Here is a 23,153-nt window from a genome sequence, read left to right as displayed (position 1 = left end):
TCCATCCTAACTATATGTATGAATCGGATATTTGTCACCCCTTCAGACCACACCCTGCCAACACCCCGAAGCTCATGGCGAACACGCATAACCCTTCAACCGGCCTGTAAATCAGACGGTGTTTCCCGCCTGACGCGGCACAACGGGGATCGGGGGAAAGTAGTTTTTGGGTATCGCGCATGGAACCCTTGGAACCACTAGAGCGAGTAAGCCACGCCTGATGCGTCTGCCCGGCGCCTTGTGACCAGGTGGTTGAAATTGTCCGCGCAATTGTCGCGCTCGTTTGGGTCGGCGTCGTTAGAACCGCACGTTGGGGTTCGCCGAGGAAGTGCGTCGACCCGGGGTACTCGCCGTCGTCGGCCGAGCAGCGCTTCTGTCTTAGGCTTCGCTGCCAGGCCGGCACCTAAGGCATCGGATCAAGGGCATGCATGCTGATGGTGAAGCCGTGCGCCACCGAAAGGGGCGGCCCTGGAGGATTTCGCGAAACTCTTTGAGAAATTATAGGCGGTCACTCGGTCATGGAACCATGAGTGGGAGGAATTCAGCCCGTTCCTGGACTTTGACTCGGAAAGCCCGCCGCGGTCTGCTGCACCATCTCAATTGAGTTGCTGAACGCCGACACCGCGCGCGGCCAGAGGCCGCGGCCTCCCGACGCCGTCGCCGCTAGCCGGACACGGAAAACTTACTGAACAAAACCGCCGGCAGCACGCAAATGAAACTGATCCGGGGGAATAACACCTAGGCCCAGGTGATCCGCGACGCGACAAAGCCCGGGGAAGCGGCCTTTATCTGCTCGAAGTGGGTGCGGAAGTGTTCGCGTGCGAGTCGTTCAGCGAGGTCGGCATCTCCGGCCATGACCGCCTCGCCGATGGCGGCGTGTTCATGGCGAATGGTACTGTCGGTCGTCTTTTCGGCTAGGCCGATATTGACCAGTCGTGACGTGTACATCTCTTTCAGCGCCGTGGCGAGTAGATTCAGCACAGTGTTTCCGGTGCTCAGCGCCAGAGTGTAGTGAAAGTCATTGGCGCGCTCCACGATGATGCTGGGCTCAACACCATCCCCTGCCTCACGGTCCAGCGCCCGGCGAATCTGCTCCGCGGATTCCGGGGTGAGTGATTCAGCGGCTTTGCGCGCGACAAGCGGCTCGAGAAGGAGGCGCGCCTCGGCCAGTTCTTCAAGCGTCGCCCCGCCCAGATTGAGATAAAGGGAGAAACTGCGGCTGACATCGCGCGGGTTGACGCGCAGAAGCACGGGGCCGCCACCGGGTCCCGAGCGCAGGACGATCAAGCCAAAGGTCTCGAGGATGCGCAGCGCCTCACGCAGGGAGCCGCGCCCTACATCGAAATGCTCGATCATCTCAGCCTCGTTCGGCAACCGGTCCCCGGCCTGAAGTTCCCGCTCGATGATTAGTTCCAGGATCGCCGAAGCGACGCGTTCCGACGTCTTGACCTGGCGACCTAGAGCGGTCGGCGATGCATCCGCAGTCCAAAGGCTGGACGTTGAGGTTTTCATGCGATTCAACCTATCGATAAGGGGGTATTCCTACCATAATATTCCCGATCGACGATTGCTTGACCATTTCCTCGTCGGCGAAGTGTCATCCGCCGGTCCTGCGGTGGACGCGACGCTCCCGGTATGTTGTTACACAGCCACGGCAGGCCGGTCGGATGGGTGCGGCAGGAACTCAGTGGATGGTATATCCGCCGTCGACGAGGATCGTCTGGCCCGTGATCAGAGCGGCGGCATCGCCGAGCAAGAAGGCGACGGCTCCCACGACGTCGTCGGGTTCACCGAAGCGGCCCAGCGGTATGCGAGCGAGCAGGATGGCGGCGAAGTCCGGCCGGGAGAGCGTCGATTCAGTCAACTCCGTACGAATGAAGGTGGGTGCCACTGTGTTGACGCGGATACCCAGGTTCCCCCACTCGAATGCCATGCTTCTGGTCAGCTGAATGACGGCTGCCTTGCTGGAGCTGTATGAAACGCGATCTTCGATGGCGACGATGCCCGCTTGGGAACCAATGTTTACGATCGACCCTTTGATCCCCTCGACGGCCCATTGCTTCGCGATGGTTTGCGACAGAAAGAACAGACCTTTCGCGTTCAGCTGATGAACTTGGTCCCATGCCTCAGGGGTGACCTCGAAGGCTGGCTGCGGCACGTTCACGCCCGCGTTGTTGACGAGAAGGCTAATTCCTGCGCCCTGGGCGTGCAGCCGCTGGATGACAGCGGCGGCCTCGTCGATATCTGTCACATCCAGCACCACCGGCGACGTTCCGTAGCGCTCAGCGATCCGCTCGGCCTCTGCAAGTACCCGGGAAGTGCCATAGACGGTGGCTCCCAGTTCGTTCAAGCCGTCGGCGACCGCCCGACCGAGCCCGCGGCCGGCCCCGGTGACGAGGACGGCGCGGCCATCGAGTCGAAAAGAGAACATAGGAGCCTCCGATCCATGGGTGGGCGCCAAGGACTTAGCCTTTCCGTGCGGCAGACTGCGGCATCCATTCGAACGCGTCGCCCCGGTACTTGGCCACCCGCACGTCACCCGAGCGCGCGTGACCCTCAAAGCGCTCGACGCGGGCGGCGCGGCCCGTGATCTCCCCCAGCATGGCACTGGATTCTTCGTTGCGCACCTCCTGGTAAGTGACGGTGCGAAGAAACTTGCCGACCCAGAGCCCGCCGGTGTAGCGGGCTGCACCTCGGGTGGGAAGTACATGGTTCGTGCCAATGGTCTTGTCACCGTACGACACACACGTCCCTTCGCCGAGGAAGAGGGCACCGTAGTGGCGCATCTTCTCCAGCGCCTCCCGAGGCTGTGCGGTCATGATTTGCACGTGCTCGAACGCGTAGCCGTCGGCCAGCGCGTACGCCTCGTTGAGGGTATCGACGACGTGCACCTCGCCGTAGTCCCGCCACGCCGCTTCCGCGAAGTCGCGAGTGGGCATACCGGGCAAGAGCCGATCAACGTGATCGATCACGGCACGGCCGAGATCCTCCGAGGTGGTGATGAGCACGGCCGGGGAATCGGGTCCATGTTCGGCTTGCGAAAGTAAGTCGACGGCGACGACGAAGGGATCCGCGTGCTCATCGGCGACGATGAGCACTTCGGTCGGCCCGGCGAACAGGTCGATGCCGACCTCGCCGAATAGCTGGCGCTTCGCTTCGGCAACAAAGGCGTTGCCAGGTCCTGCCAGCATGTCCACGGGGTCGATGGTTTCGGTGCCCACGGCCAGGGCCGCTATCGCCTGGACGCCGCCAAGGATGTAGATTTCGTCGGCGCCGGCGAGGTGCAGGGCGGCAACAGTGGCGTCCGGGATGCCGCCGTCGATGGGAGGCGTAGCGGCGGCGACGCGCTCGACGCCGGCGACCTTGGCGGTGACCACGGTCATGTGCGCCGAGGCGAGCAGCGGGTAGCGGCCGCCCGGAACGTATGCGCCGATGGTGGTGACTGGCACGTTCTTCTGACCCAGAAAGACGCCGGGGAACGTTTCAACCTCGAATTCTTGGAGCGAGGCAAGCTGATGCTCGGCCATGGTGCGCACCTGGGTCTGCACGAAGCGGATGTCGGCGAGCACCTGTTCGGGCACGCGGGCCATCACGTCTGCGATCTGTTCAGCACCAAGGAGGAACGATTCCGGTGCCCACGCATCGAACTTCTGTGAGTATTCGCGTACGGCGACGTCGCCGCGGTCGCGGATATCGGCAATCACCTCCTCGACGGTGTTCTTTACCTTCGGATCAGAGCCGGCCACGCGTTCCCCGGCGGCGCGGGTCTTGAGGTCTAGGGAGGTTGATGTGAATGGGGCGCTCATGGATGTCCTTTACCGGTTCATGTTCGGAGAGTTTGAATATGTATACGTATACATCATGAACTGGCAGTGCAGCAAGACTGTAAGTTGATGAGGACAAGACCGTAGGTTGATCACGAAAGGACGATCGAAACGATGGCAGCGACAAGCCGTGACGTGGCCCGCGAGGCCGGCGTCTCGCAGGCGACCGTGTCGCGCGTGCTCACCGCCGGGACACCCGTGAGCGAAAAAACGCGCGCCCGTGTCATGGACGCCATGACGCGCATCGGCTATGTTCCGAATCGTGCTGCGCGCACCATGAAGACCGGTCGCACCGGGACCATCGGGGTCGTCGTGGCCGACCTTGGCAACCCGTTCTACCCACAGCTTCTTGAGGCGCTCAGCCGCAGCCTCGATGCCTCCGACCACCGTATGACCGTATGGATCTCGGACGGGGGCAAGAATCAGGCCGCCCTTGACGCGATCCGGGAGGGGACCGTGGACGGGGTGATATTCACCACCGTCACCGAGCACTCCCATGAACTGGCACGGGCGCTCGAACAGCGAAGCCCCCTCGTGCTGGTCAACCGCACCGTCGAGGGCGCCGATTGCGATCAAGTCTCAAGCGCCAACCGGCAAGGCGCTGGCCTGATCGCCAACTACCTGGTCGCCCACGGGCGCACCCGGACCGCATTCATCGGCGGAACTCCCTTGGCCAGCACCACGGCGCAGCGCCTTGGAGGCTTCTCGGATCGCCTGGCCCGACTCGGTCACCCCCTCCCCGACGAACTCGTCGCTCACGGCGCGTACACGCACGAAAGTGGATGCCGCACCGCCGCGCGGCTCCTCCGCCTGAACCCGGACATCAACGCCCTCGTGTGCAGCAACGACCTCCTCGCCTTCGCCGCCCTCGACACAGCCAAGGCCGCCGGCATTCGTGTGCCCGAAGACTTATGGGTGATCGGCTACGACGACATACAACAGGCGTCCTGGCAGTCGCTGAACCTCACAACAGTGCGGCAGGACGTGGCGCAATTGGCGGCGGAGGCAACCCGGTTGCTCTTGGCCCGGCTCGACGACCCTGACCGCCCTGCGATCCGCGTCGAACTCGAGCCTACCCTCGTGGTGCGCGCCTCAAGCGCGTTCGCACCCGCCTGACTCGTCGCGTTACTCACGCCCGCAGCCGAGCGCTCCCGGGAACAGATTGAACACTCTCTAGTGCCCGGGTGAGTATCCAAATACTTGATCGATGCGCATCAGGATATCTATAATCATAGTTAGTCGTTCCCGGATCCGCGCGCTGTCTCCTTGCCAGCTCCACGCCAACGCGTGGCGGACCGACGCGAACCTGGAAACAGGCATCACCGACAGGAAATCCCATGACGCATTTATCGCTTTCGGCGCGGCCGGGCCCACATCAGAGTCCGAGCAGCGGTGGCGACGTGCTGTGGGATTGAGGTAGCGGTGCCGCGCTCCACCAGCCGTGCCGGCGTCACTGTCGGTGAGGTGCGGGCCGCCTCCGCGGGCGTGATTGCGCTTGCGGCGGTGTCAGGCGTCCGGTTCAGCTACGGCGTGATTCTGCCCGGCCTGTCCGATCAGTTGGATTCGAGCGTACTTGTGCTGGCGATGCCTTTCACCGTGCACTGGCTGGTGTTCACGTTGACGGCGCCACTGGCCTGGCGGGTGTTTGCACGCTATGGAACCCGGTTCATGTTCATTGCCGGCGGGGTGTTGTGCGGGCTGGGGATGGCAGCGGTTCCTCTCGTGACGTCTCCCATCGAAGCTACCCTGACATACGGAATCCTGGTTGGCTTGGGGACGCACAGCCTGGGACAGATGGCCGCCAACCATCCCGTACTCATGATCTCGGATCAGAGCCGGCGGGACCGCCTCTTCGGCGTGGTGGCCTGTGGTGCCCCTGTCGGCACGGCCGCATACCCAGCGATCAGTGCACTCGTCACCGACGCCACCGACTGGAGGATGGCTGCCGTCGTCGTTGGCGCAACGGCGCTGGTCACCAGCTTGTTCGCGGCAAGGCTCCTGCCCTCCCGCTACCCCCGCCGTGGACTGGTGCCCGGCGTGAATACCGCGACACGGGCTCGGGCGGCGGCTCCGTGGCGCGAAGCGTCCTTCCTGCTGCTGTGCGCCGCATTCTTTACTTCACTGCTTGTGCAGACGGCCGTACCCATCCTCCTGCCTGTCTGGGGAGCAGGCCAAGGCTTCAGCGCGACACAGCTCGCCATAGCGTTCACCATCATGGGCTCTGCCGGACTGGTTGGACGCTTCGTGATGACGGGAGCCGGATGTGTTTTCGGTCGCCAACTGTGGGCTGTCGTGCCCGTAGGGCTGCTGGGAGTCTCCGGCTTCGCTGTCGCTGTCTTCGCCTCCAACGAGTGGTGGTTGTATATCGCCGTCCTCCTGCTCGGATTCAGCACGCCCGTCTTCGGCGCCCTCTTCGCCATCGCCACTCTGGCCTGTTTCCCACCGGAACGTTATGCGCAAATCAGCGGGGCACTTCTCGTGCCCGTCGGGATCGGCGCCGCAATATCTGGACTGATCCCCGGCCTCGCCGACAACCATACCGTCCCGTTTGCCCTGATCTGGCTGCTGCTTGCGGGCATGCTCGCCAGCGGCTCAGTCCTCTTCCTCGTCGCCGAGCGGGTATCCCCCGTGTACCGCGCTCAATTGGCGGTGTCAGTTAGTTCCCGCGAAGGTGTGGACGGGGGACGGGCACTGTTGTGAAGCACCCCACCGACGACTCACGGCATCAGTTGCCGACTGATGCGCACAATCCGTCGCGATCCTCCGGGTGCGCGATCGCGATCAGTGCCCGGGCACGTTCCTCCAGGCTCTGCCCACCTAACTCCGCAATCCCCCACTCGGTGACGACGAAGTCAACGTCGCTCGCCGAGGTAGTTACCGGGGTCACCCCTGCGAGCGACTTGACGATGCGGCCAAGTCCTCGCCCACTCCGGGACGGGAGCGCGATGACGGATGCCCCGCCCACACTCTGGTGGGAAGCTCTCGTGAAATCATGCTGGCCCCCTCCCACTGCCACTTTGACGCCGCCCACCCATTCGGCATTGACCTGCCCCGAGAGGTCCACACTAAACCCCGAGTTCACGCCCCACAGCTTGTGTTGTTGCGCGAGCCGGAAGGGGTCATGCGTCACGCTCACGGGGTGCAAACGTATCGTTTCCGGCCAGGCAGCGGCACCAGCGTCCACCGCCAGACCGGTGGCGACGTTCAGCCCGGGATCAACCGTTTTCGAAACGGCAGAATAAGACCGCCCTACAAGGTATTCGCGCAAGGCCCTGGGAAGAATTCCCGAGTGTATGCCGATGCCCGGCCGGGTGGCCAAGGCGCCGATTAGTGCGTCAGCCACGCCGCCCAGACCCACCTCGAGAGTGGCATCGCCGGGGATCAAGCCCGCCACAAGATCGGCGATCCGATCACGCACCGGTTCCGCGGCAGCTCTCGTGACGACAGGGCTGACTGCGGCACTGTCGTCGGAGACGGTGACAGCATCGGCCCACCACTCCGGCGGGGTCTGGACCAGACCGCCCACATACTCCCCAGCGGGCGCAACCTCGACGGCGAGGCGAACCTCGGGCATAGCCGCGAGGGTAGGTGTGAAGCCCACGGCATTGCCGAGTTCAAAGCCCCCGACGCCCCGAGCGACGCGAACCGCGTAAACATCGCAGGGAATGACTCCGGAGGACAGTAGGCGATCAGTCTCCCATAGCGACACAGGCAGGCTGTCGACGAGGTGGGCGAGTGCCCGCGGCGCACCACCCGCGAGCATGGTGACACACAGTCTTCCCGATCGGATGTCATCCTCGGCGTTGTCGTCAAGAAAGGCAAAGCGCGCGGTCAAGTCCGATACAAAGAGACTGACCCGGATTTCCCGGCGCCGCGCCTCACTCAGCAAAGTCGCGATCAGGCGTGTCGGCAGTTGAGGCGACATCGCAGATACCAGGTTCAGATGATCCTTGCCGTCAAGGATCTCGGCTGCTGCCCTCACATAGGCCCGGCTTTCACGTGCAACGTGTCGCGTCATTGCCACAATCTCCCGTCCGTGTACTTGCTCTTGCACAATCTCATGATGTTCATCATAATTATATGCATCAATAGTCGTGGGGCATAGATTCCCCGAATCCGAGGAGCCAAAGGTATGACCGAACTCACTGAAGAGCAGGAAGACCTCGTCGGACTCATCCGAACCTTTGTGGACAAGCAGGTCCTGCCGGTGGCATCAGACTTTGATCACAAAGATGAGTTCCCCGAAGAGCTCGTTGAGGCCATGAAGGAAATGGGGCTGTTCGGCATCACGATCCCGGAAGAGTACGGCGGACTAGGGCTGGACGTCTTCACCTATGCCTTGGTCATCAAGGAGCTCTCCCGCGGATGGATCTCGCTTTCAGGTGTCATCAATACCCACTTCATGGCGGCATGGATGATTCAGACCTTCGGTACCGAAGAGCAGAAGCGGCGCTATCTCCCACGTATGGCCACCGGTGAGCTGCGCAGCGCCTACTCGATGACCGAACCGCATGCAGGCTCCGATGTCCAGGCGATAAGCACCCGGGCACGCCGCACCGGGGACGACTACATCATCGATGGCCAGAAGATGTGGGCCACGAACGGATTGCGCGCCGGAATGGTGATGATCCTCGCGGTGACCGACCCCACGGCCGAGCCGCGGCACCGCGGGATGACTGCTTTCATTATCGATAAAGATCCTGGTGTGCAGGAACAGCCGGGCATCACGGTACCCGGGCAGCTCAAGAAACTCGGGTACAAGGGCGTAGAATCCACCGAGATCGTCTTCGACGGCTTCCACACTCCGGTCAGCAGCGTTCTCGGCGGCGAAGCCGCGGTAGGCAAGGGCTTCAAGCAGTTCATGGCGGCTGTCGAACTGGGCCGCGTCAACGTTGCCGCGCGGGCCGTGGGTCTGGCAACCTGCGCCCTCGAACAGTCCATCAAGTACGCCAACGAACGCGAAACGTTCGGCAAGCCGATCGCAAAGCATCAAGCCATCCAGTTGAAGATCGCCCAGATGGGCACAAAAATCAAAGCCGCGGAACTGCTGATGCTTGAGGCTGCAAGGCTCAAGACCACCGGTGCCCGATCCGACCTCGAAGCAGGCATGGCCAAGTTCTTCGCGACCGAGACCGCAGCCGAGGTCGCCCTTGAGGCGATGCGTATCCATGGCGGTTACGGCTACTCGCAAGAGTTCATGGTCGAACGGCTCTACCGCGACGCACCTCTCCTGATCCTTGGCGAGGGAACCAACGAGATCCAGCAACTCGTCATCGCCCGCCGCCTCCTCGAAGGCTGACACTCACTTCACACCAAGGAAGTCGCACAATGACCACCACGCATACCGAGTCCCGCGACCGCGGTGCGGGAAGCACCGCCCACGAGATCCTCACGCTCAGGGTTCTCGAGCGCCATAACCAGTCCGACGGCGTAATCGCGCTGACACTCGCGCACCCCGATGGGCGGCCGCTGCCCGAGTGGACTCCAGGGGCACACATTGACGTCCACGTGGGTCAAGATGCGGTCAGACAGTACTCGCTGTGTTCTGACCCCGCCGACAACACCCGTTGGCGGGTGGGCGTCCTGAACGTCGCCGACGGGCGGGGCGGCTCGCGCCTCCTTCACGAGACGGTATATGCGGGCAGCACGATTCAGATCGGCACGCCCCGCAATAACTTCGGGCTCGCCCCGTCCCCGCGCTACCGGTTCGTTGCAGGTGGCATAGGCATCACCCCGATTCTGCCCATGCTCCGGCAGGCAACACGGGACGGCGCAGACTGGACCCTCGTGTACGGTGGCCGGTCACGTTCCTCAATGGCCTTCCTCGACGAACTGGCCCCGTACGGTGCCCGGGTGCAGTTCGTGCCGGAAGACACCGACGGTCGCGTCGATTTTGCATCGTACTTCGCCGAGGTGGAGGCTGACACGCTCGTTTACGCGTGCGGGCCCGAACCACTTCTGCGCGTGGTCGAGGGCGCGACGGGACACTGGCCGGAAGGTTCCCTGCACCTGGAGCGCTTCGCCCCGAAGGTTGTCGAGCATCAGGTGGATGCGGCCTTCGAGGTCACTTTCGAGCTCAGCGGCGTAACCGCCACCGTCCCCGTCGGCAAGTCCATATTGGAGATAGCAGAGATAAACGGCATTTCCATCGACTCCTCCTGCCGTGAAGGAACCTGCGGAACCTGCGAGACCTATCTCCTCGAGGGCGACGTCGACCACCGGGACTCCATCCTCACCTCCGCCGAACGCGCCGACAGCGAGAGCATGTTCATCTGCGTCTCACGCGCCAAGAGGGACTGCCCGCGGCTCGTCCTCGAACTCTGACTAGGTAGCCACGGTCGATTGCGGGTAGTGCGATCATCGAGACCGCACTACCCTCGACCGGGCGGCAACAACGGGGGCATCAGCAACACACTCGCCCTAACCGATTTCGAGCACCACAGAGCGACTGCCGCGCTCCCCAGCCAAGGGGCGCGGCAGTCGCTCTCTCTGCGGACCGTGTCAGTCGCGGACCGCCACCAGGCGGCCAACAACCTCGCCGCGCTCGAGCTTCTGCACACCTGCGCCGATCTCGTCGAACGAGATGGTGGTGATGTTGGCCTTGAGCTTGCCCTCGCTGATGAGCTTCAGCACCGCCGCGCAGTCCTCCTGGGTTCCGGCCTGGGATCCGACCAGGGTGAGTCGGGAGAGGGTCAGACGCTGCAGGTTAAGTGTGCCCTCCGGGCGGCCCAGCCCGACCTGGACGACCTTGCCGTCAGGGCGGACCGTCTCGATGGCGCCTGCGGTCGTCGTTCCGAATCCCGCATAGTCGATGATGACGTCAAGGCCCTTGTCGGCGAATTCGCGGATGTCTTTGGCGACGGCACTCACGCCGAGTTCCCTGCCCAGGTCCCAGACCTTTTCGTTGACCTCGGCCGCGAAAACCTCGGCGCCGGCACCGATACAGACCTGCACCGCGAGGGATCCAAGACCGCCGAGCCCGATGATGCCGACCTTGTCGCCGGCCTTCACGCCGCCGACCGTCATGGCGGCGTGGTACGCCGTCATTCCTGCGTCGGTCGCCGCGGCTGCCTGGTCGAAGGGAACCCCGTCCGGCACCGGGATGACGAACCTGGCCGGGGTGAGGACCTTCTCGGCGAATCCGCCATCCAAGCTGGTTCCAGGTGTGGGGATATCGCAAGGGATGGCGACGCGCTGACCCGTCGCAAACCGGGTGACGTCGGATCCGACCGCCGAGACCACGCCGGCAATTTCGTGTCCGAGCGTGATCGGCCGCTTGGGCAGGAGCCCGGACAACGTTCCGTCGAGGAATCCGACGTCGCTGTGGCATATGCCCGCGGCCTTAACGTCCAGGACGAGCTCCCCCGGCCCGGGAACCGGGGCCGGAACATCATGCAGCTCCAGCGGGTGGTTCTCCGTAACGAACTGCCAGGCCTTCATGACCGTCTCCTTTGCAGTGAACCTCCGTGGCTCAGGTTATCCCCGCTTCCGGGCATCCTCAATGGGTCGCGCACGATCTCGCCGCTCAGGAGACGAGTTCGTGGTAACTGGTGCTCACGAGTTCTACCGGAGTTCCCCACGGGTCTTCGCAGTACCGAACCCTGGTGCCCGACGCAGTGGTGTGTATCTGGCTTCGGGTTCGGCCGCCCAGTGCAATGAGCTTCTCGATTGAAGCGTCAAGGTCCTCCACAGTGAAGGCGAGATGGTGGATTCCTGCTTTCCAGTATTCAAAGTGCTCGTCCCGATATTCGACGGCGGGTTCAATGAATTCGAAGAGCTCGATGCCGACGCCGGATCCGTCGCTTAGATGGGCGAGCCGCATGTGCTTCCACTTTTCGCCGAACACGTCCTTGCGACGATCAGCTGCCGCCGTTTGGATGCTGGCTTCGTGGGGCGCAACGAGCAGCCTCAGGTTGAACAGTTCGCTGTAGAACTCGACGCCGGCGTCGATGTCACCGACCGTGATTCCTATGTGATTGACCAGCACTGCGGTGTTCCTTTCAGTCGATTTGCCCGGCGTACAAAGAGGCACGCCGAGTTTGGGTCTTAATGCGATGCAGCCCCGCACCAAAACACAGAGCAGCGGCTGGGACGACGAGGGCACTCAGGACCGTCCACATTCCGGTGATATTGCCCAGCGACCTCACAACAAGTCCGGACCCGAACACGAGAATGGCGCACGCTGCATACGCAACGCAGGAGTACATGGATGTCCCCACCCCCTGCTGTCTGGGGGTCAATCCCCCCATCACGATCCTCATCCCGGTCCGATAGCCGAGTCCCTGTCCGATGCCCGCCATCCCACACCCCGCAATCACCAGAGGGAGGGACGCCACGGTGAGTCCCAGCGCCGTCATAAGGCCTCCTGCGGCGATCGACAGCGCGGAGATGACTGTCGCCCACCTCATGGAGGCTCGGGCCAACGAGTACTGCCCGATGTTCGCGAGAACGAGCATGCTGATGGAGGCCGAGTTCGCCAAAACCAGCGATGTCGACTGAAAGGCGATCGTGGCCGAGAGTGGGACTAGTGCGACGACCAGGCCGCCAACGGTGAAGGCCATTGATCCGAGCAAGTAACCGATCCACAGTGGTGGGCCGGGCGCTTCCGCGGTCTCTGACACGATGGCGGCATCCATGGGTAGGGATCGAGTCCGGGACGGCCTCAGGCCCACGCCCACCATCGAAACGGCCGCGGCGGCGAGGACGAGATGGACGCCGAAGCCAGTGACTAGCGGGGCGGGGGCGAACTCGGCTACCAGGACGGCACCGCCGGTGCCGCTCAAGGCTCCGACAATAGTGACGGTTGCGACCATGGTGCGTCCGCGCTCACCTACAAGGGCCAAGGTGAGGGTGGCCGCGGCGCCGGCACCGAAGCCGAGGCTGATTCCGCTCAAGGCGCGTCCTACCAGCAGCCCGGGAAGACTTACCGTCAGATAGGCAACGTCCGCGGCCATAGTGGCCAGCAGGCCAAGGAACAAGAGCAGTACCGGACGGGACTGCATCCAGTGAACGGTCATAACCAGGAGCACCGGAACGAGGGCGATCAGGAAGACGCTATATACCGCCGAAAGATCGGCCACCCCCAATCCGAGCTGCCGTCCATAGCTCGGAAGCAAAGGTGTGGCGAGCTGGGTACCGATTCCGACCGTGAGGAACGCGAGCCCAACGATGCGGGCGAGGGATGATGTATCGCCGCGCGACTTCACAGGGGTCGCGGTTTCTTACTAGGGGCCATTGACGGGGTCCTTGGCCATCAGGACCAGAGGGTCAAAAGCGGTGCCTTCCGCATACACGTCCCCGAAGAGCCCCACGCCCGACCATGCGAGCAGTGGAGTCATCGTTGACGAGCCGGCAGGGACGTTCCCGTGGGACTTCGCCGGTACCAACCGGGCGATCCGACGACGCCTGGACTCGTCCGTTATGTCGGCGGTATCGGCTATCGTCAGCCACAATCCGTCTGAACTGGTCTCGATCGCCGGTTCAGCCAGGATGACGGTCATCATGCCGCCGTGGGCACTGAAAGCCACCCCGCCCGAGAACCGGACCGTACCCGGCGGGTACTCGCCGGCGGTTCGAGGAAACGTGAACGCCTCACCCGTGACACCGGCCGGGACGACGAGCGCCGTCTTGCCACCGGAGTTCTTCACGTAACTCAGGAAACTGGCTTTGACGCCCCAGTGCATTGCGCCGGCAGATGCAGGCACGAGGGGGTGGGCGCGGACCATCCCCTTCCGCTTGCCGGTCCCCGCATCTCCAGTGCTGTTCAATGTTAGCTCGCGGCAGAATGAAGGATGATTGCCGCAACAGGGCACACGTTAGCTGCCTTCTCGACAACCGCCTCGTCGCCTGGCGCAACCTGTGGGTGGAGCAGGATGACCGTACCGTCCATGGGGTCTTGGTCAAAGAAGTCCGGCGCTACTTCGACGCAGTTTCCTGCACCCATGCAGCGCTCGTGGAGCACCTCAATTGTCTTGTTTGCCATGATTTGCGTCCTCTCTGAATGTGTTGGATGTCCGTATGACAGCCATGTGGCTTCGGTTACCAGTCCACGAGGACTGACTCGACGCCGTAAATGATGGAGTTGTGGAATTCTAGGTTTTCGACCTTTTCGACTAGTCGAAGATTCGGGAACCGGTCGAAGATCTTGGCGAATACGGCCTGCAACTCGACACGGGCCAGTGGCTGACCCAGGCACTGGTGCACACCGTAACCGAAGGCGAGATGCCCGCGTGCATCGCGGGTGATGTCGAACTTTTCAGGGTCCGGGAAGGCCTCCGGGTCATGATTGGCCGCCATAATGGGGGCGATCACGCCCTCACCCGCACGGATATCGAAGCCTCCGATGGATGTGTCCTCCGCAGCCTGACGGTACGCGACGTGGTGGGCGACGCTCAGGTAACGCAGCAGCTCTTCGACGGCGGCCGGCACAAGATCGGGGTTCTCCCGCAGCTTCTTGATCTGGTCCGGGTTCTCCAGGAAGAGCAGGGTGCCGAGCGCGATCATATTGGCCGTCGTGTCGAACCCACCTACGAGAATGAGGTGCAACATGTGCTGCAGTTCCTCCGGGGTGAGCTCACCGGTGCGCACCCTGCCGCGCACCAGCCGGCTGATCAGGTCATCGGCGTCGCTGTCCCAGCGCTCTTCAATGACCCGGGCGAAGTAGGCCAGCGTGTCGGTACCCGCCTGCTGCGACTCTTCCGGGGTGCTGTCCAGGCTCATCGCCTTCTGCACGCGGTCGAGGAAGAAATCACTGTCTTCGGGCGGCAGATCAAGCAATTTTGTGATCACACGGGACGGAACAGGCAGTGCCAAGCTCTGAACCAGGTCGACGGGACCGCCCGATTTTTCCATGCCGTCAAATACTTCGTCGATCATGGCGTCCAGGTAGGGGCGATACCCCCGCACACGCCGAATCATGAAGTCCGCGGTCAGCATCAGGCGGTGTACGTCATGTTGCGGCGGGTCCATGCGCGCAAAAACGCGCTGGCCCTTTCGAAATGAAGCAGCCGTTTCGCTCGATTGCGGAAATCCGGGGCGCAAGGTGTCCGAGGACAGTGCCCGGTCATTGAGCAGCTGTTTGATGTCGGCGTAACGCGTCGCCAGCCACGCCGTTGAACCATCCCAAAGCTGCACTTTGCTGATGGGCTCGATCTTGCGGACTTCGGCCATTTCGGGGGGCTGGCTCAGCGGCCAGTCCCTCTGGAACGGGAACTTCCGCAGCGTCGCTGTCTCGTTGGTTGATGCCATGACGGCTCCTTTCGTGAATGGGTCAGTAACCCTTGCCTGCGGTCCAGCCGCCGTCGGCATTGATGATCGTTCCATTGATGAAGCGGGCCGCGGGCGTACAGAGGAAGACGACCGCGGCTGCCACGTCCTCCGGTTGTCCCCAGCTTCCGGTTGGCGTTCCCGCGATGATCGCCGCAGATTCGGGTCCGGTGCGCAGGTATTCGGCGTTAATCGGTGTTTCGACAATCCCGGGCGCGACGCCGTTGCAGCGGATGCCGCGTCCCCCCAATTCGACGGCGATCGACTTCGTGAGCATCACGAGGCCCGCTTTGGATGCGTTGTAGGCCGAGCGGTTCTTGAAGGCGAGGTCGGCCGCCACGGAGGTTACGTTCACGATGGAGCCGCCGCGACCGCTGCTTAGCATGGCGCGCACCGCTCCCTGGGCGATGAGAAACGGGGCGGTCAGGTTGAGGTCGAGCGTGCGCTGCCAATCGTCGAGTGGGTAGTCCTCGAAGGAGTGCACTCCCCTGCGTCCGGCGTTGTTGACGACGATGTCAAGCGAGCCGAAGTCCGCAGCGACCCTCCCGGGCACCCCTGCGGCCTGCTTCAGGTCGCCCAGATCGACGGCGTAGGGGCGTACATCCTGGCTTTCCCCGCCAAGGCTCGCGACGGCGTCTGCCAGCAGCTCCTCTTGAATATCAATGAGTGCAACACGCGCCCCTTGTGCGCGCAGACCGGCCGCAATGCTCAAGCCGATGCCTTGGGCTGCGCCGGTGACCAGCGCGACGGTGCCTTCGAGGGCAGGATGAGGCGCCATCGTCATGAGGCTGGCTGACGGAGCGAAGCGAAATGAGCCGTCACATCATCGATGGGCGCTCGTTCAAGCACGAGATTCCGGAACTGGAATATCGACGCTCCAGCGGCCATTCCCGCAACGCTCAGAAGCCTGCCCTCCTTCAGATACGCAACGAAAAGGCGCTCTGGATCGTCGTCAAGGACGACGGCCTGGTCATGCCCAAGGTTTGATCCGATGCTCTGGATACGGCTCCCGTACTGTTCAGACCAGAAGTAGGGTGCGCTGACGAAACCGCCGGCGTCATGGGTGCCGAGCAACCGCTTGGCCGCATAGGTGCCCTGTTCGACGGCGTTCGTCCAATGCTCGACTCGCATGAGGCGTTCGTAGAGCGGGTTATGCCATAGCGCGATATCACCCGCGGCAACGACATCTTCCGTGCCGGCTACCGAGCACGTCGTATCGCAAACCAAACCGCGTTCGACGTCGAGACTGCTGTCAAGAAGCCAGTCAACAGCGGGAACAGATCCGATGGCAACGAGCACAACATCGGCGTCCAGTGAATCGCCGTTTGAGAGGTGAACTCGCCGGATCAATCCCGACGCGTGCCCTTCCAGCTCGCGGACGGTCTGTCCGAGAACGAAACGAACGCCCTCATTCTCATGCTTCGCCTGTAGCGCGGCGCTGAAGGTCTGCCCAAGAATGTGAACAAGCGGTGCCTGCATTGGTTCAATGACGGTGACCTCCTTCCCCAGCTTGCGTGCCACGGAGGCAACCTCAAGTCCGATGAATCCGCCGCCCACGATGACGACACGCTGGGCCTCGGCCAGGTCCCCGCGCATGTTGTGGGAGTCCGCCCAGGTGCGCAGGGAGTGGACACCGCCGAGCTTGGCGAACGGTGACGGGCGCGCCATTGTGCCTGTTGCAATCACGAGGCCATCGTACTGCTCGGTGAAGGGCCGGCCGTCGGAATGTATTCCGCGAATTGTTCGCCGCTGCAGGTCGAGGCCCTCCAACCCCCCGCTGATGCGTTCGGCGCGCAGTTCGTCCGCCCACCCCATGGCGACCTTCCCGGCGGGCAGCGCCCCGGAGAGAAGTCCCTTCGAGACCTCGGGGCGGCGATACGGCACGTGGGGATCGCGGTCAACCGTGAGGAGGCGCCCGCCGAAACCTCCCTGACGGAGCTCGCGAGCAGCGCTCAGGCCCGCAACTGACGATCCGGCTATGACGATTGTTTTCATGTCTCAGACCTCAACCCTTTTCTCGGAGACTTGCCCGGCGTGGTGGGCAGACGGGGAGCCCTGCGTGCCGTGTGTTTGCGTTGACGCCAGGACGGAACCGCTGCCTTCGCTTTTCCCCCTTGACTTCTCCTTTTTCGGCCGTGAAAGCTTCTTACGGCGGACGACAGCCAGGCCAACGGCCGCGATCAGTGCAACACCGTTGAACATCGAGGCGACCCATTGCGCTCCCGAAACCAGCTGCAGTCCCTGCACGCCGGTGGCCAGCACAAAGATCGCGAGTACTGTACCCCAGACGTTGTGCCGGCCCGGTACCAGCTGGGTGGATCCGAGGAACACAGCCGCGAAGGCAGGGAGCAACAGGGAAGGCCCGAAACCGAGGGACGGACCGGTCAGCGATACGAAAAGCACGCCGGCGAACCCGCAAATCGTCCCTGAGATCGTCAGCGACAGGAATGACCACTTGTCGACCTGTACACCCGACAGCCGGGCTGCTTCACGGTCAAAGCCGGTGGCACGCATGTAGCGTCCCGCCGGTGTGCGCTCAAGGAGCCACCAGACGATGAGAGCGATGATGATCATGTAGAAGAACACCATTTGGAACCCGAAGATGCTCGTTTGGGTCAGACCAGTAAAGAATTCATTGTCAATCGGCAGCGGCTCCCGGTTGTTGGTCACAATCACCAGGAATGCCTCCAGAATCGATCCCATTGCCAAGGTGGCAATGAACGAATCGATCTTCAGCTTCACCACTATCAAACCGTTCAGCATGCCGATCACGGTTCCCACCGCAGTCCCGAGGAAGATTGCCCCCACGGGGTCGAGCAGACCATTTGTCTGCACAATGACGGCAAGGATGCCGGAGAAGTTCGCAATGGCCCCGATGGACAGATCGAACTGGCCGGTGACCATTGGCACTAGCAATGCCAGGGCCACGACGGCCGCGATCGCCTCCGTGGACGCCAGGAGATGGACCGTGTTCATGGTGGGGAACGTTCGGGGCGCCATGAACGAGAACAGCACGATGAACAGACCCCAAAGGTAGAGGCCGCTGAACCTGTCCAAGCCGGGCGAGAACTTTTTTCCTGTCACTTTCATGAGGTTTCAACCTTTGATTCATTGGAACGGAGAACTCTGCGATCGAGTTCGGCCACCGAAATGTCACTTCCGGTGAGCTGTTCGGTGATCACCCCTGACCGGATGATGAGGACGCGATCGCACACGGTGGCAATCTCTTCAGCGTCCGTGGAACTGATGACAACGGCGGCTCCGGCATCGCTGGCATCCATGATGTAACGGTGCAGTTGGGCCTTGGCACCAACATCCACCCCCTGCGTCGGTTCGTCCAGGAGCATGACACGCGGCGAAATGCGCATCCACTTGCCGATCAGGATCTTCTGCTGGTTACCACCGCTGAAGCTTGCCAGCGGAGCCTTCACGGCTCCCGCGGGCCGGACCGCGAGCCGGTCCATCCACTGACTGGATTCGGTGAGTTCGGTCCTGATCCGCAGATGACCGCCCCGGAAAAACTTCTTCATTGCCGGCAGCGTCAGGTTCTCGCACGCCGTCATTTCCATCAGGCCACCGCCGCGCTTGCGGTCGGGAGCGAGATAGGCGACTCCCTTCTTGATGGCCGACGCCGGCCGGCCGGCGAGCTGGGCCCCATCGACGCGAACATCACCGCCCTCGCGTTCCCTCGCCCCGAAGATGGTGCCAAGAAGCGATTCCCTCCCCGAGCCGGTCAAACCGTAAATGCCGACGATCTCGCCCGGCCGCACTTCGAAATCCACCCCTTCGAGTGCGTCTCCTAGCAACCCCGATACCGTCAGGACCGGCCGGCTGTTTCCCGAAGGAACGTCGGTGATCTCGCGCCGTACCGGCTCGACGGCTCCGCCGACAAGTGCGTGGATGATGTCCTCACGTGGTGCATCAACGACATCCCTGGTGAGCACAATGTGACCGTCGCGCAGCACGCTCACCCGATCGGCGAGACGGAAGACCTCATCGAGATGGTGGGTCACATAAAGGATTGCCACACCTTGTGAGGCCGCCGTCTTCACCATCTCATGCAGGTGAGCCACCTCGCGTGCCGGGAGGGTGGCCGTGGGCTCATCGAGAATGAGGACGGTCACCTTTCCGCCGTGCCCGCTCAGTGCGCGAGCGACGGCGACCCCCGTGCGTTGAGCGGCAGAGAGCTCCGCAACCAGCTTGGCCGGACTGACGTCCAGCCCGACTGCTGCAAGCGCCTGGGCCGCTTCCCGACGCGCCTGCGAACGACGAATCGTGCCGAACCTCGTCGGAAAGCCCGCCCCGATGGCCAGATTGTCAAGCACAGTGCTTTCAGCGACGAGTCCGAGGTCCTGGTGGACGATTCGGAGCCCGAGTTCGTGCGCACTCTTCGTGGAGCCGAAGTCCAGGGGCTTTCCGGCGATCAGGACTTCACCGCGGCCCGGGTCCGGGGCATGATAGCCACCGAGGACCTTGATGAGCGTCGATTTTCCCGAACCGTTCTGGCCCAGCAGCGCGTGGATCTCTCCGGGAACCAGGTTCAGTTCGAGGGGGTGGAGCACCGTCCTTGGTCCGAAAGTCTTCGACACATGCGCGATCGAGATCGCAGGAGGCATCACCGCTGTTGGCGCTGTCATGGAGAGTCCCTTCTTTTCCTTCGGTCAAATGTTCTGAGCTTGGCTTGCGCGCCGGGTGCTACTTGACGCCCCACAGTTTGAGGTATTGCTCCAGGGCGCCCGTGGGGTAGTTATAGGGAACGCTGGTGCCTTTGACACTTTCTTGGGTGACAAGCTGGAACGGCAGCAAGGAGACCTTGTCGAGACCGTCGCTGTGGGTGATGGCGCGCAGGGCGGCATCAACCTGGGAGTACCCGGCAACGGGGTAGGAAAAGGCGGTCCAGGCGACCTGGGATCCATCCATAAGTCCGCCCTGGGCGCCCTGATCCATTGAACGGCCCCCGATCTTGACCTGTCCGTTCAGTCCCGCGGCTTTGAGCGCCGCCGTGATCCCCTTGGAGAACTGTGCGTTGTCGAAGAAGACGTAGTTGATGTCGGGTTTGGAACGGAGGGTGTTCACGACCGTTGGGACGACCTGGTTTGCGCTTACCTGGGTCAGCGTGGACTCCAGAATCTGCACGCCGCACGCTGCGCACTTGTCAGTGACCTCCTGCTTGAAGGACTTCACGAAGGCCTCAAGGGAAGGGATGGCGGGGATGTTCTCGAACAGCACCTGGCCGACGCCTTTGGAGTCAGCTATGAACCAATCGGCCAGCGTCTTCCCTGCGGCTGCTTCTGCATCACAGCCGAGCGCGCCCTGAATGATGCTGCCAACGGGCTGGAGCGGGCACACCGAGCCGACAATAAGGGGGATGCCGGCGTCCTTGTACTGCTGGATGACGTCTTCACCATACGCGGAGACGGGATCGCCGCTAATCAGGACGGCGTTGGGGCCCTTCGCGAGGGCGGTCAGCAACGCCGAGCGGAGGGTGGCGGGGTTCGAGCCTTGGTAGGCGAGCTCTTCGAAGGTCCAGCCGATGCCATCGACGGCCTTGTGTGCGGCGTCAACCATAAGAGTCGTCGCCGGAAGGCCGCTATTGAGGTAGATGATTTTCCCGTGCGCAGGCAACGTTCCCTTGAGCGGAATACTCTGGCTCAGGGTCGTGGGCGCCGCGACATGTGCGTCGGCGACTGCTTTTACTGCCGCCAGTTCGGCGGTGGTGGCGCCCTTTGCATCCGGCGCGCCGCCACCCGTTGCACATCCGGCCATAAGCAATGCCGACACGGTAACCGCAATGCCCAACGTGAGCTTGCGGACAGGGCTGTTTCTACCCCGGGTGTCGGCTGGGAAGCCGGATGCGCGTTTCAGTTCTTTGTCCATTACGAACTCCATCGTTCGGGCGTCAACAGCGGGGGTTGACCATATGGTTGATTGGGCGTAGCGGTGGCCTCCTGAGACCATCGCATTCATACCTACTGTGACAACTATACACATGAATATGATCTTCGTCACGGGTTTTATATGAGTTGCGTTACGGGCCTTTTGTGAGCAGATACAGGGACCGGGAAATGCGTGATGCAGCGGCGCCCGCCAGCCCAACAGAGGACATCGAGGGAGCCCACCAAGCTGCGCCGGATCCAGTCCCGCCTCTCTTCGTCCCCGGCCCCGAATCGCCAGGATGCTTGCAGCTCGTCCCGAAAGGACCAGGGGCGGATGCTTTCGCACCCGCCCCCGTTCCGCATACAAGGCAACGCGTCCCGCCCTCGGTCACCGACCACGAACGTAATCATCGATCGGCGCGGTATCCCATGCTCCCGCTCCGCCGGCTCCCCGGACGCTGCAGACCTGGGACGCGCCGCCGTCGACATAGAGGAGCTGTCCGGTGACATAGCTGGACCGGTCGGAGAGCAGGAAAGCCGCGGCATCTGCGATCTCGCCGGGATGGCCCGCGCGACGCAGCGGCACGGTGCCACCCCGGCGGAGCAGATTCTCTTGGACGGCATCGATGAGAACGCCGTCAAATGCCTGCTGTGTGGCGATGAGCCCGGGGGCGAGCCCGTTAACCCGGACGCCCATCGGTGCTCCGTACATCGCCGAACCGCGCAGCAGCGACAGCACGGCGCCCTTGGACGCTTGGTAAGGGATGATGTCATGGCTACCGTGGGTCCCGGCGATCGAACACGTAGCGAGGACTGTTCCGCCGCCTCCCTGCGACTCGAACTGGCGAAGTGCGGCGCGAATACCGAGGAAGGTGCTGATGACATTCACGTCCATCACGTGACGGAAATCGTCCAGGCTGAGGTCGACGAGGCGCGCCGGACTGCCGACGATGCCCACGTTCAGGTGATGCATGTCGATGCGGCCGAAGGCATCAAGGCCGGCTGCGATGTAGTGGTCGACGCCCGCCTCTGTGGACACATCCGCCTGCACGCTGATCGCCCGGCTGCCATACCGCTCGGCGACCGCGGCGGCGTCACCGCCTTCACGATCCACGACGACGACCCGCGCACCCGCCCCGACCAGGCGATCAACCACTGCCTCACCAAGTCCACGGCCGGCACCCGTGACTACCGCTACGCGGCCCTGGAAGTTATCCGTCACGCCTCGCGCCCCCTTATGCGCGTTCGAGGACGAGCCTGGCAACCCTATAGTCAGGCAGGGTGATGACCCGGCCATTAAGCACCGCGGCCGGCTCACCCCGTGCCGCGGTCTCTTCGTACACATCGCACACCTGGCGCGCCCGATCCACGTCGGCGGCCGAGGGGCGCATGACTTCATTGATGATGGGCAGGTGGGCTGGCGAGACCGCAATGCAGGCGGTGAAGCCGAGATCGGACCACGTTTGGATAAATGCGCGGACCTTCTCAAGGTCCTTGTACTCGGGGATCAGCGAGCCTCCGGTTGCCCACAGCCCGTAGGCGGCAGCTGCGGCGGCGATCTTCGCGCGTGCGTACCCGCTGGTCAGCGACGATAGCATGCCGTCGGCGTCGAAGGGCCGCGAGCCGATGTCGGCGGCGAGGTCGACGTATCCGAAGTGCAGGCCGACGACCGCCGGGTGCGCCGCGATGCGGTCGAGCTCAATAAGCGCGCGGGCTGTTTCGATCATCACATGAAGTGGGTGAACCCTGCCTGCGCCACGCATGATCGCAACGACCTCGTCGAGCTCCTCGACCGTTTCGACCTTCGGGTAGGAGATGACGATATCCGCGTCGACGGCGGCGAGTGCCTCCAGGTCAGTCCGCCCCCAGGGCGAGCCGATGTTGTTGCTACGGACTATGATGCGGCGCCCGCCGAAGTAGTCGATGTCTGCGAGCACTTCGATGACCCGTTCGCGTACTCGCTCCTTATTTTCGGGGGTAGCAGAGTCTTCGAGGTCGAGCATGATTCCGTCGGCCGCGACCTCCGGAACCTTGGACCAATACTTCTCGTTGAGCACCGGGACCTCGATGAGGCTGATCATGCTGGCATATTCCTGGCGCGGTGTGCGCGCGGTCAGGTCTGTGGAGGTTGTGCTCATCGTTGCTCGCCTTCCGCGAAGAAGTCCAGGAGGGAGTCGGTGAACTGTTT

General features: G+C 63.0%; 21 protein-coding genes. 4 read left to right on the top strand and 17 right to left on the bottom strand.

Translation table 11 applies throughout. From position 1 onward, the window contains the following. Positions 1 to 738: 738 nt before the first annotated feature. From QRN59_RS23710 to hisD, 3 genes are all read right to left on the bottom strand, one after another. Positions 739 to 1,512, bottom strand: a complete 774-nt coding sequence (locus QRN59_RS23710) for a FadR/GntR family transcriptional regulator (protein WP_284984877.1) — start codon at positions 1,510 to 1,512, stop codon at positions 739 to 741. A 172-nt stretch (positions 1,513 to 1,684) separates the two neighbouring features. Then, on the bottom strand, positions 1,685 to 2,431 hold the full coding sequence (locus tag QRN59_RS23705) for an SDR family NAD(P)-dependent oxidoreductase (protein WP_284984876.1): 747 nt from the start codon (positions 2,429 to 2,431) through the stop codon (positions 1,685 to 1,687). A gap of 34 nt (positions 2,432 to 2,465) precedes the next feature. After that, positions 2,466 to 3,806: a histidinol dehydrogenase gene (gene hisD / locus QRN59_RS23700; RefSeq protein WP_284984875.1), complete on the bottom strand. Its 1,341-nt coding sequence runs from the start codon at positions 3,804 to 3,806 to the stop codon at positions 2,466 to 2,468. Positions 3,807 to 3,938: 132 nt separating this feature from the next. Between hisD and QRN59_RS23695 the strand changes: the two genes are divergently transcribed. Both QRN59_RS23695 and QRN59_RS23690 read left to right on the top strand, forming a co-directional pair. After that, positions 3,939 to 4,940 (top strand): LacI family DNA-binding transcriptional regulator, encoded by a 1,002-nt coding sequence (locus tag QRN59_RS23695; RefSeq protein WP_284984874.1) that lies wholly within the window; start codon positions 3,939 to 3,941, stop codon positions 4,938 to 4,940. Positions 4,941 to 5,246: 306 nt separating this feature from the next. After that, the gene (locus tag QRN59_RS23690; protein ID WP_284984873.1) at positions 5,247 to 6,524 is read left to right on the top strand and encodes an MFS transporter; all 1,278 of its coding nucleotides are present in this window, start codon (positions 5,247 to 5,249) and stop codon (positions 6,522 to 6,524) included. A 25-nt stretch (positions 6,525 to 6,549) separates the two neighbouring features. Here the strand turns inward: QRN59_RS23690 and QRN59_RS23685 are convergent, their stop codons facing one another. After that, a complete protein-coding gene (locus QRN59_RS23685; RefSeq protein WP_284984872.1) occupies positions 6,550 to 7,842 on the bottom strand; it encodes an acetyl-CoA hydrolase/transferase C-terminal domain-containing protein in 1,293 nt (430 codons plus the stop codon). Between the two features lie 114 nt (positions 7,843 to 7,956). Here QRN59_RS23685 and QRN59_RS23680 point away from each other — a divergent pair, with 114 nt between their 5' ends. Then, entirely contained in the window at positions 7,957 to 9,123 is a 1,167-nt protein-coding gene (locus tag QRN59_RS23680; RefSeq protein WP_284984871.1) for an acyl-CoA dehydrogenase family protein, read from the top strand. A gap of 29 nt (positions 9,124 to 9,152) precedes the next feature. After that, positions 9,153 to 10,148, top strand: coding sequence for a PDR/VanB family oxidoreductase (locus QRN59_RS23675; protein WP_284984870.1), 996 nt, complete (start codon positions 9,153 to 9,155; stop codon positions 10,146 to 10,148). A gap of 177 nt (positions 10,149 to 10,325) precedes the next feature. Here the strand turns inward: QRN59_RS23675 and QRN59_RS23670 are convergent, their stop codons facing one another. The 13 genes from QRN59_RS23670 to QRN59_RS23610 all read right to left on the bottom strand — a co-directional run bounded on the left by QRN59_RS23670 (position 10,326) and on the right by QRN59_RS23610 (position 23,103). Continuing rightward, a complete protein-coding gene (locus tag QRN59_RS23670; protein ID WP_284984869.1) occupies positions 10,326 to 11,264 on the bottom strand; it encodes a zinc-binding dehydrogenase in 939 nt (312 codons plus the stop codon). Between the two features lie 85 nt (positions 11,265 to 11,349). Beyond that, a complete protein-coding gene (locus QRN59_RS23665) occupies positions 11,350 to 11,811 on the bottom strand; it encodes a VOC family protein (RefSeq protein WP_284984868.1) in 462 nt (153 codons plus the stop codon). A gap of 13 nt (positions 11,812 to 11,824) precedes the next feature. Continuing rightward, entirely contained in the window at positions 11,825 to 13,030 is a 1,206-nt protein-coding gene (locus tag QRN59_RS23660) for an MFS transporter (RefSeq protein ID WP_284984867.1), read from the bottom strand. 18 nt (positions 13,031 to 13,048) lie between these two features. Continuing rightward, positions 13,049 to 13,549 (bottom strand): HtaA domain-containing protein, encoded by a 501-nt coding sequence (locus QRN59_RS23655; RefSeq protein WP_284984866.1) that lies wholly within the window; start codon positions 13,547 to 13,549, stop codon positions 13,049 to 13,051. A 44-nt stretch (positions 13,550 to 13,593) separates the two neighbouring features. Further along, on the bottom strand, positions 13,594 to 13,806 hold the full coding sequence (locus QRN59_RS23650) for a ferredoxin (RefSeq protein ID WP_234754914.1): 213 nt from the start codon (positions 13,804 to 13,806) through the stop codon (positions 13,594 to 13,596). 56 nt (positions 13,807 to 13,862) lie between these two features. Next, complete coding sequence (locus QRN59_RS23645) at positions 13,863 to 14,993, bottom strand: cytochrome P450 (RefSeq protein ID WP_284984865.1); 1,131 nt, start codon at positions 14,991 to 14,993, stop codon at positions 13,863 to 13,865. A gap of 100 nt (positions 14,994 to 15,093) precedes the next feature. After that, a complete protein-coding gene (locus tag QRN59_RS23640) occupies positions 15,094 to 15,867 on the bottom strand; it encodes an SDR family NAD(P)-dependent oxidoreductase (protein ID WP_284984864.1) in 774 nt (257 codons plus the stop codon). A 2-nt stretch (positions 15,868 to 15,869) separates the two neighbouring features. Continuing rightward, a complete protein-coding gene (locus tag QRN59_RS23635; RefSeq protein ID WP_284984863.1) occupies positions 15,870 to 17,084 on the bottom strand; it encodes an NAD(P)/FAD-dependent oxidoreductase in 1,215 nt (404 codons plus the stop codon). Positions 17,085 to 17,087: 3 nt separating this feature from the next. Beyond that, positions 17,088 to 18,173, bottom strand: a complete 1,086-nt coding sequence (locus tag QRN59_RS23630) for an ABC transporter permease (RefSeq protein WP_284984862.1) — start codon at positions 18,171 to 18,173, stop codon at positions 17,088 to 17,090. 2 nt (positions 18,174 to 18,175) lie between these two features. Next, positions 18,176 to 19,726 carry a sugar ABC transporter ATP-binding protein gene (locus QRN59_RS23625; protein ID WP_284984861.1) on the bottom strand — a complete coding sequence of 517 codons (1,551 nt, stop codon included), beginning with the start codon at positions 19,724 to 19,726 and terminating at the stop codon, positions 18,176 to 18,178. A 58-nt stretch (positions 19,727 to 19,784) separates the two neighbouring features. After that, positions 19,785 to 20,966, bottom strand: coding sequence for a sugar ABC transporter substrate-binding protein (locus QRN59_RS23620; RefSeq protein ID WP_284984860.1), 1,182 nt, complete (start codon positions 20,964 to 20,966; stop codon positions 19,785 to 19,787). A 387-nt stretch (positions 20,967 to 21,353) separates the two neighbouring features. Continuing rightward, on the bottom strand, positions 21,354 to 22,187 hold the full coding sequence (locus QRN59_RS23615) for an SDR family NAD(P)-dependent oxidoreductase (protein WP_284984859.1): 834 nt from the start codon (positions 22,185 to 22,187) through the stop codon (positions 21,354 to 21,356). A 13-nt stretch (positions 22,188 to 22,200) separates the two neighbouring features. Continuing rightward, a complete protein-coding gene (locus tag QRN59_RS23610) occupies positions 22,201 to 23,103 on the bottom strand; it encodes an HpcH/HpaI aldolase/citrate lyase family protein (RefSeq protein WP_284984858.1) in 903 nt (300 codons plus the stop codon). Between the last annotated feature and the right edge of the window lie 50 nt (positions 23,104 to 23,153).

This window comes from Arthrobacter sp. efr-133-TYG-118 (assembly GCF_030209755.1).
Classification (GTDB): domain Bacteria; phylum Actinomycetota; class Actinomycetes; order Actinomycetales; family Micrococcaceae; genus Arthrobacter.
This window is presented reverse-complemented; position numbering and strand designations above follow the sequence as displayed.

Coding starts and splice junctions, on each gene's coding strand:
- QRN59_RS23710 (WP_284984877.1), bottom strand. CDS start 1,512: ATGAAAACCTCAACGTCCAGCCTTTGGACTGCGGATGCATCGCCGACC.
- QRN59_RS23705 (WP_284984876.1), bottom strand. CDS start 2,431: ATGTTCTCTTTTCGACTCGATGGCCGCGCCGTCCTCGTCACCGGGGCC.
- hisD (WP_284984875.1), bottom strand. CDS start 3,806: ATGAGCGCCCCATTCACATCAACCTCCCTAGACCTCAAGACCCGCGCC.
- QRN59_RS23695 (WP_284984874.1), top strand. CDS start 3,939: ATGGCAGCGACAAGCCGTGACGTGGCCCGCGAGGCCGGCGTCTCGCAG.
- QRN59_RS23685 (WP_284984872.1), bottom strand. CDS start 7,842: ATGACGCGACACGTTGCACGTGAAAGCCGGGCCTATGTGAGGGCAGCA.
- QRN59_RS23680 (WP_284984871.1), top strand. CDS start 7,957: ATGACCGAACTCACTGAAGAGCAGGAAGACCTCGTCGGACTCATCCGA.
- QRN59_RS23675 (WP_284984870.1), top strand. CDS start 9,153: ATGACCACCACGCATACCGAGTCCCGCGACCGCGGTGCGGGAAGCACC.
- QRN59_RS23670 (WP_284984869.1), bottom strand. CDS start 11,264: ATGAAGGCCTGGCAGTTCGTTACGGAGAACCACCCGCTGGAGCTGCAT.
- QRN59_RS23655 (WP_284984866.1), bottom strand. CDS start 13,549: ATGGTCCGCGCCCACCCCCTCGTGCCTGCATCTGCCGGCGCAATGCAC.
- QRN59_RS23650 (WP_234754914.1), bottom strand. CDS start 13,806: ATGGCAAACAAGACAATTGAGGTGCTCCACGAGCGCTGCATGGGTGCA.
- QRN59_RS23645 (WP_284984865.1), bottom strand. CDS start 14,993: ATGGCCGAAGTCCGCAAGATCGAGCCCATCAGCAAAGTGCAGCTTTGG.
- QRN59_RS23640 (WP_284984864.1), bottom strand. CDS start 15,867: ATGGCGCCTCATCCTGCCCTCGAAGGCACCGTCGCGCTGGTCACCGGC.
- QRN59_RS23635 (WP_284984863.1), bottom strand. CDS start 17,084: ATGAAAACAATCGTCATAGCCGGATCGTCAGTTGCGGGCCTGAGCGCT.
- QRN59_RS23625 (WP_284984861.1), bottom strand. CDS start 19,726: ATGACAGCGCCAACAGCGGTGATGCCTCCTGCGATCTCGATCGCGCAT.
- QRN59_RS23620 (WP_284984860.1), bottom strand. CDS start 20,966: ATGGACAAAGAACTGAAACGCGCATCCGGCTTCCCAGCCGACACCCGG.
- QRN59_RS23610 (WP_284984858.1), bottom strand. CDS start 23,103: ATGAGCACAACCTCCACAGACCTGACCGCGCGCACACCGCGCCAGGAA.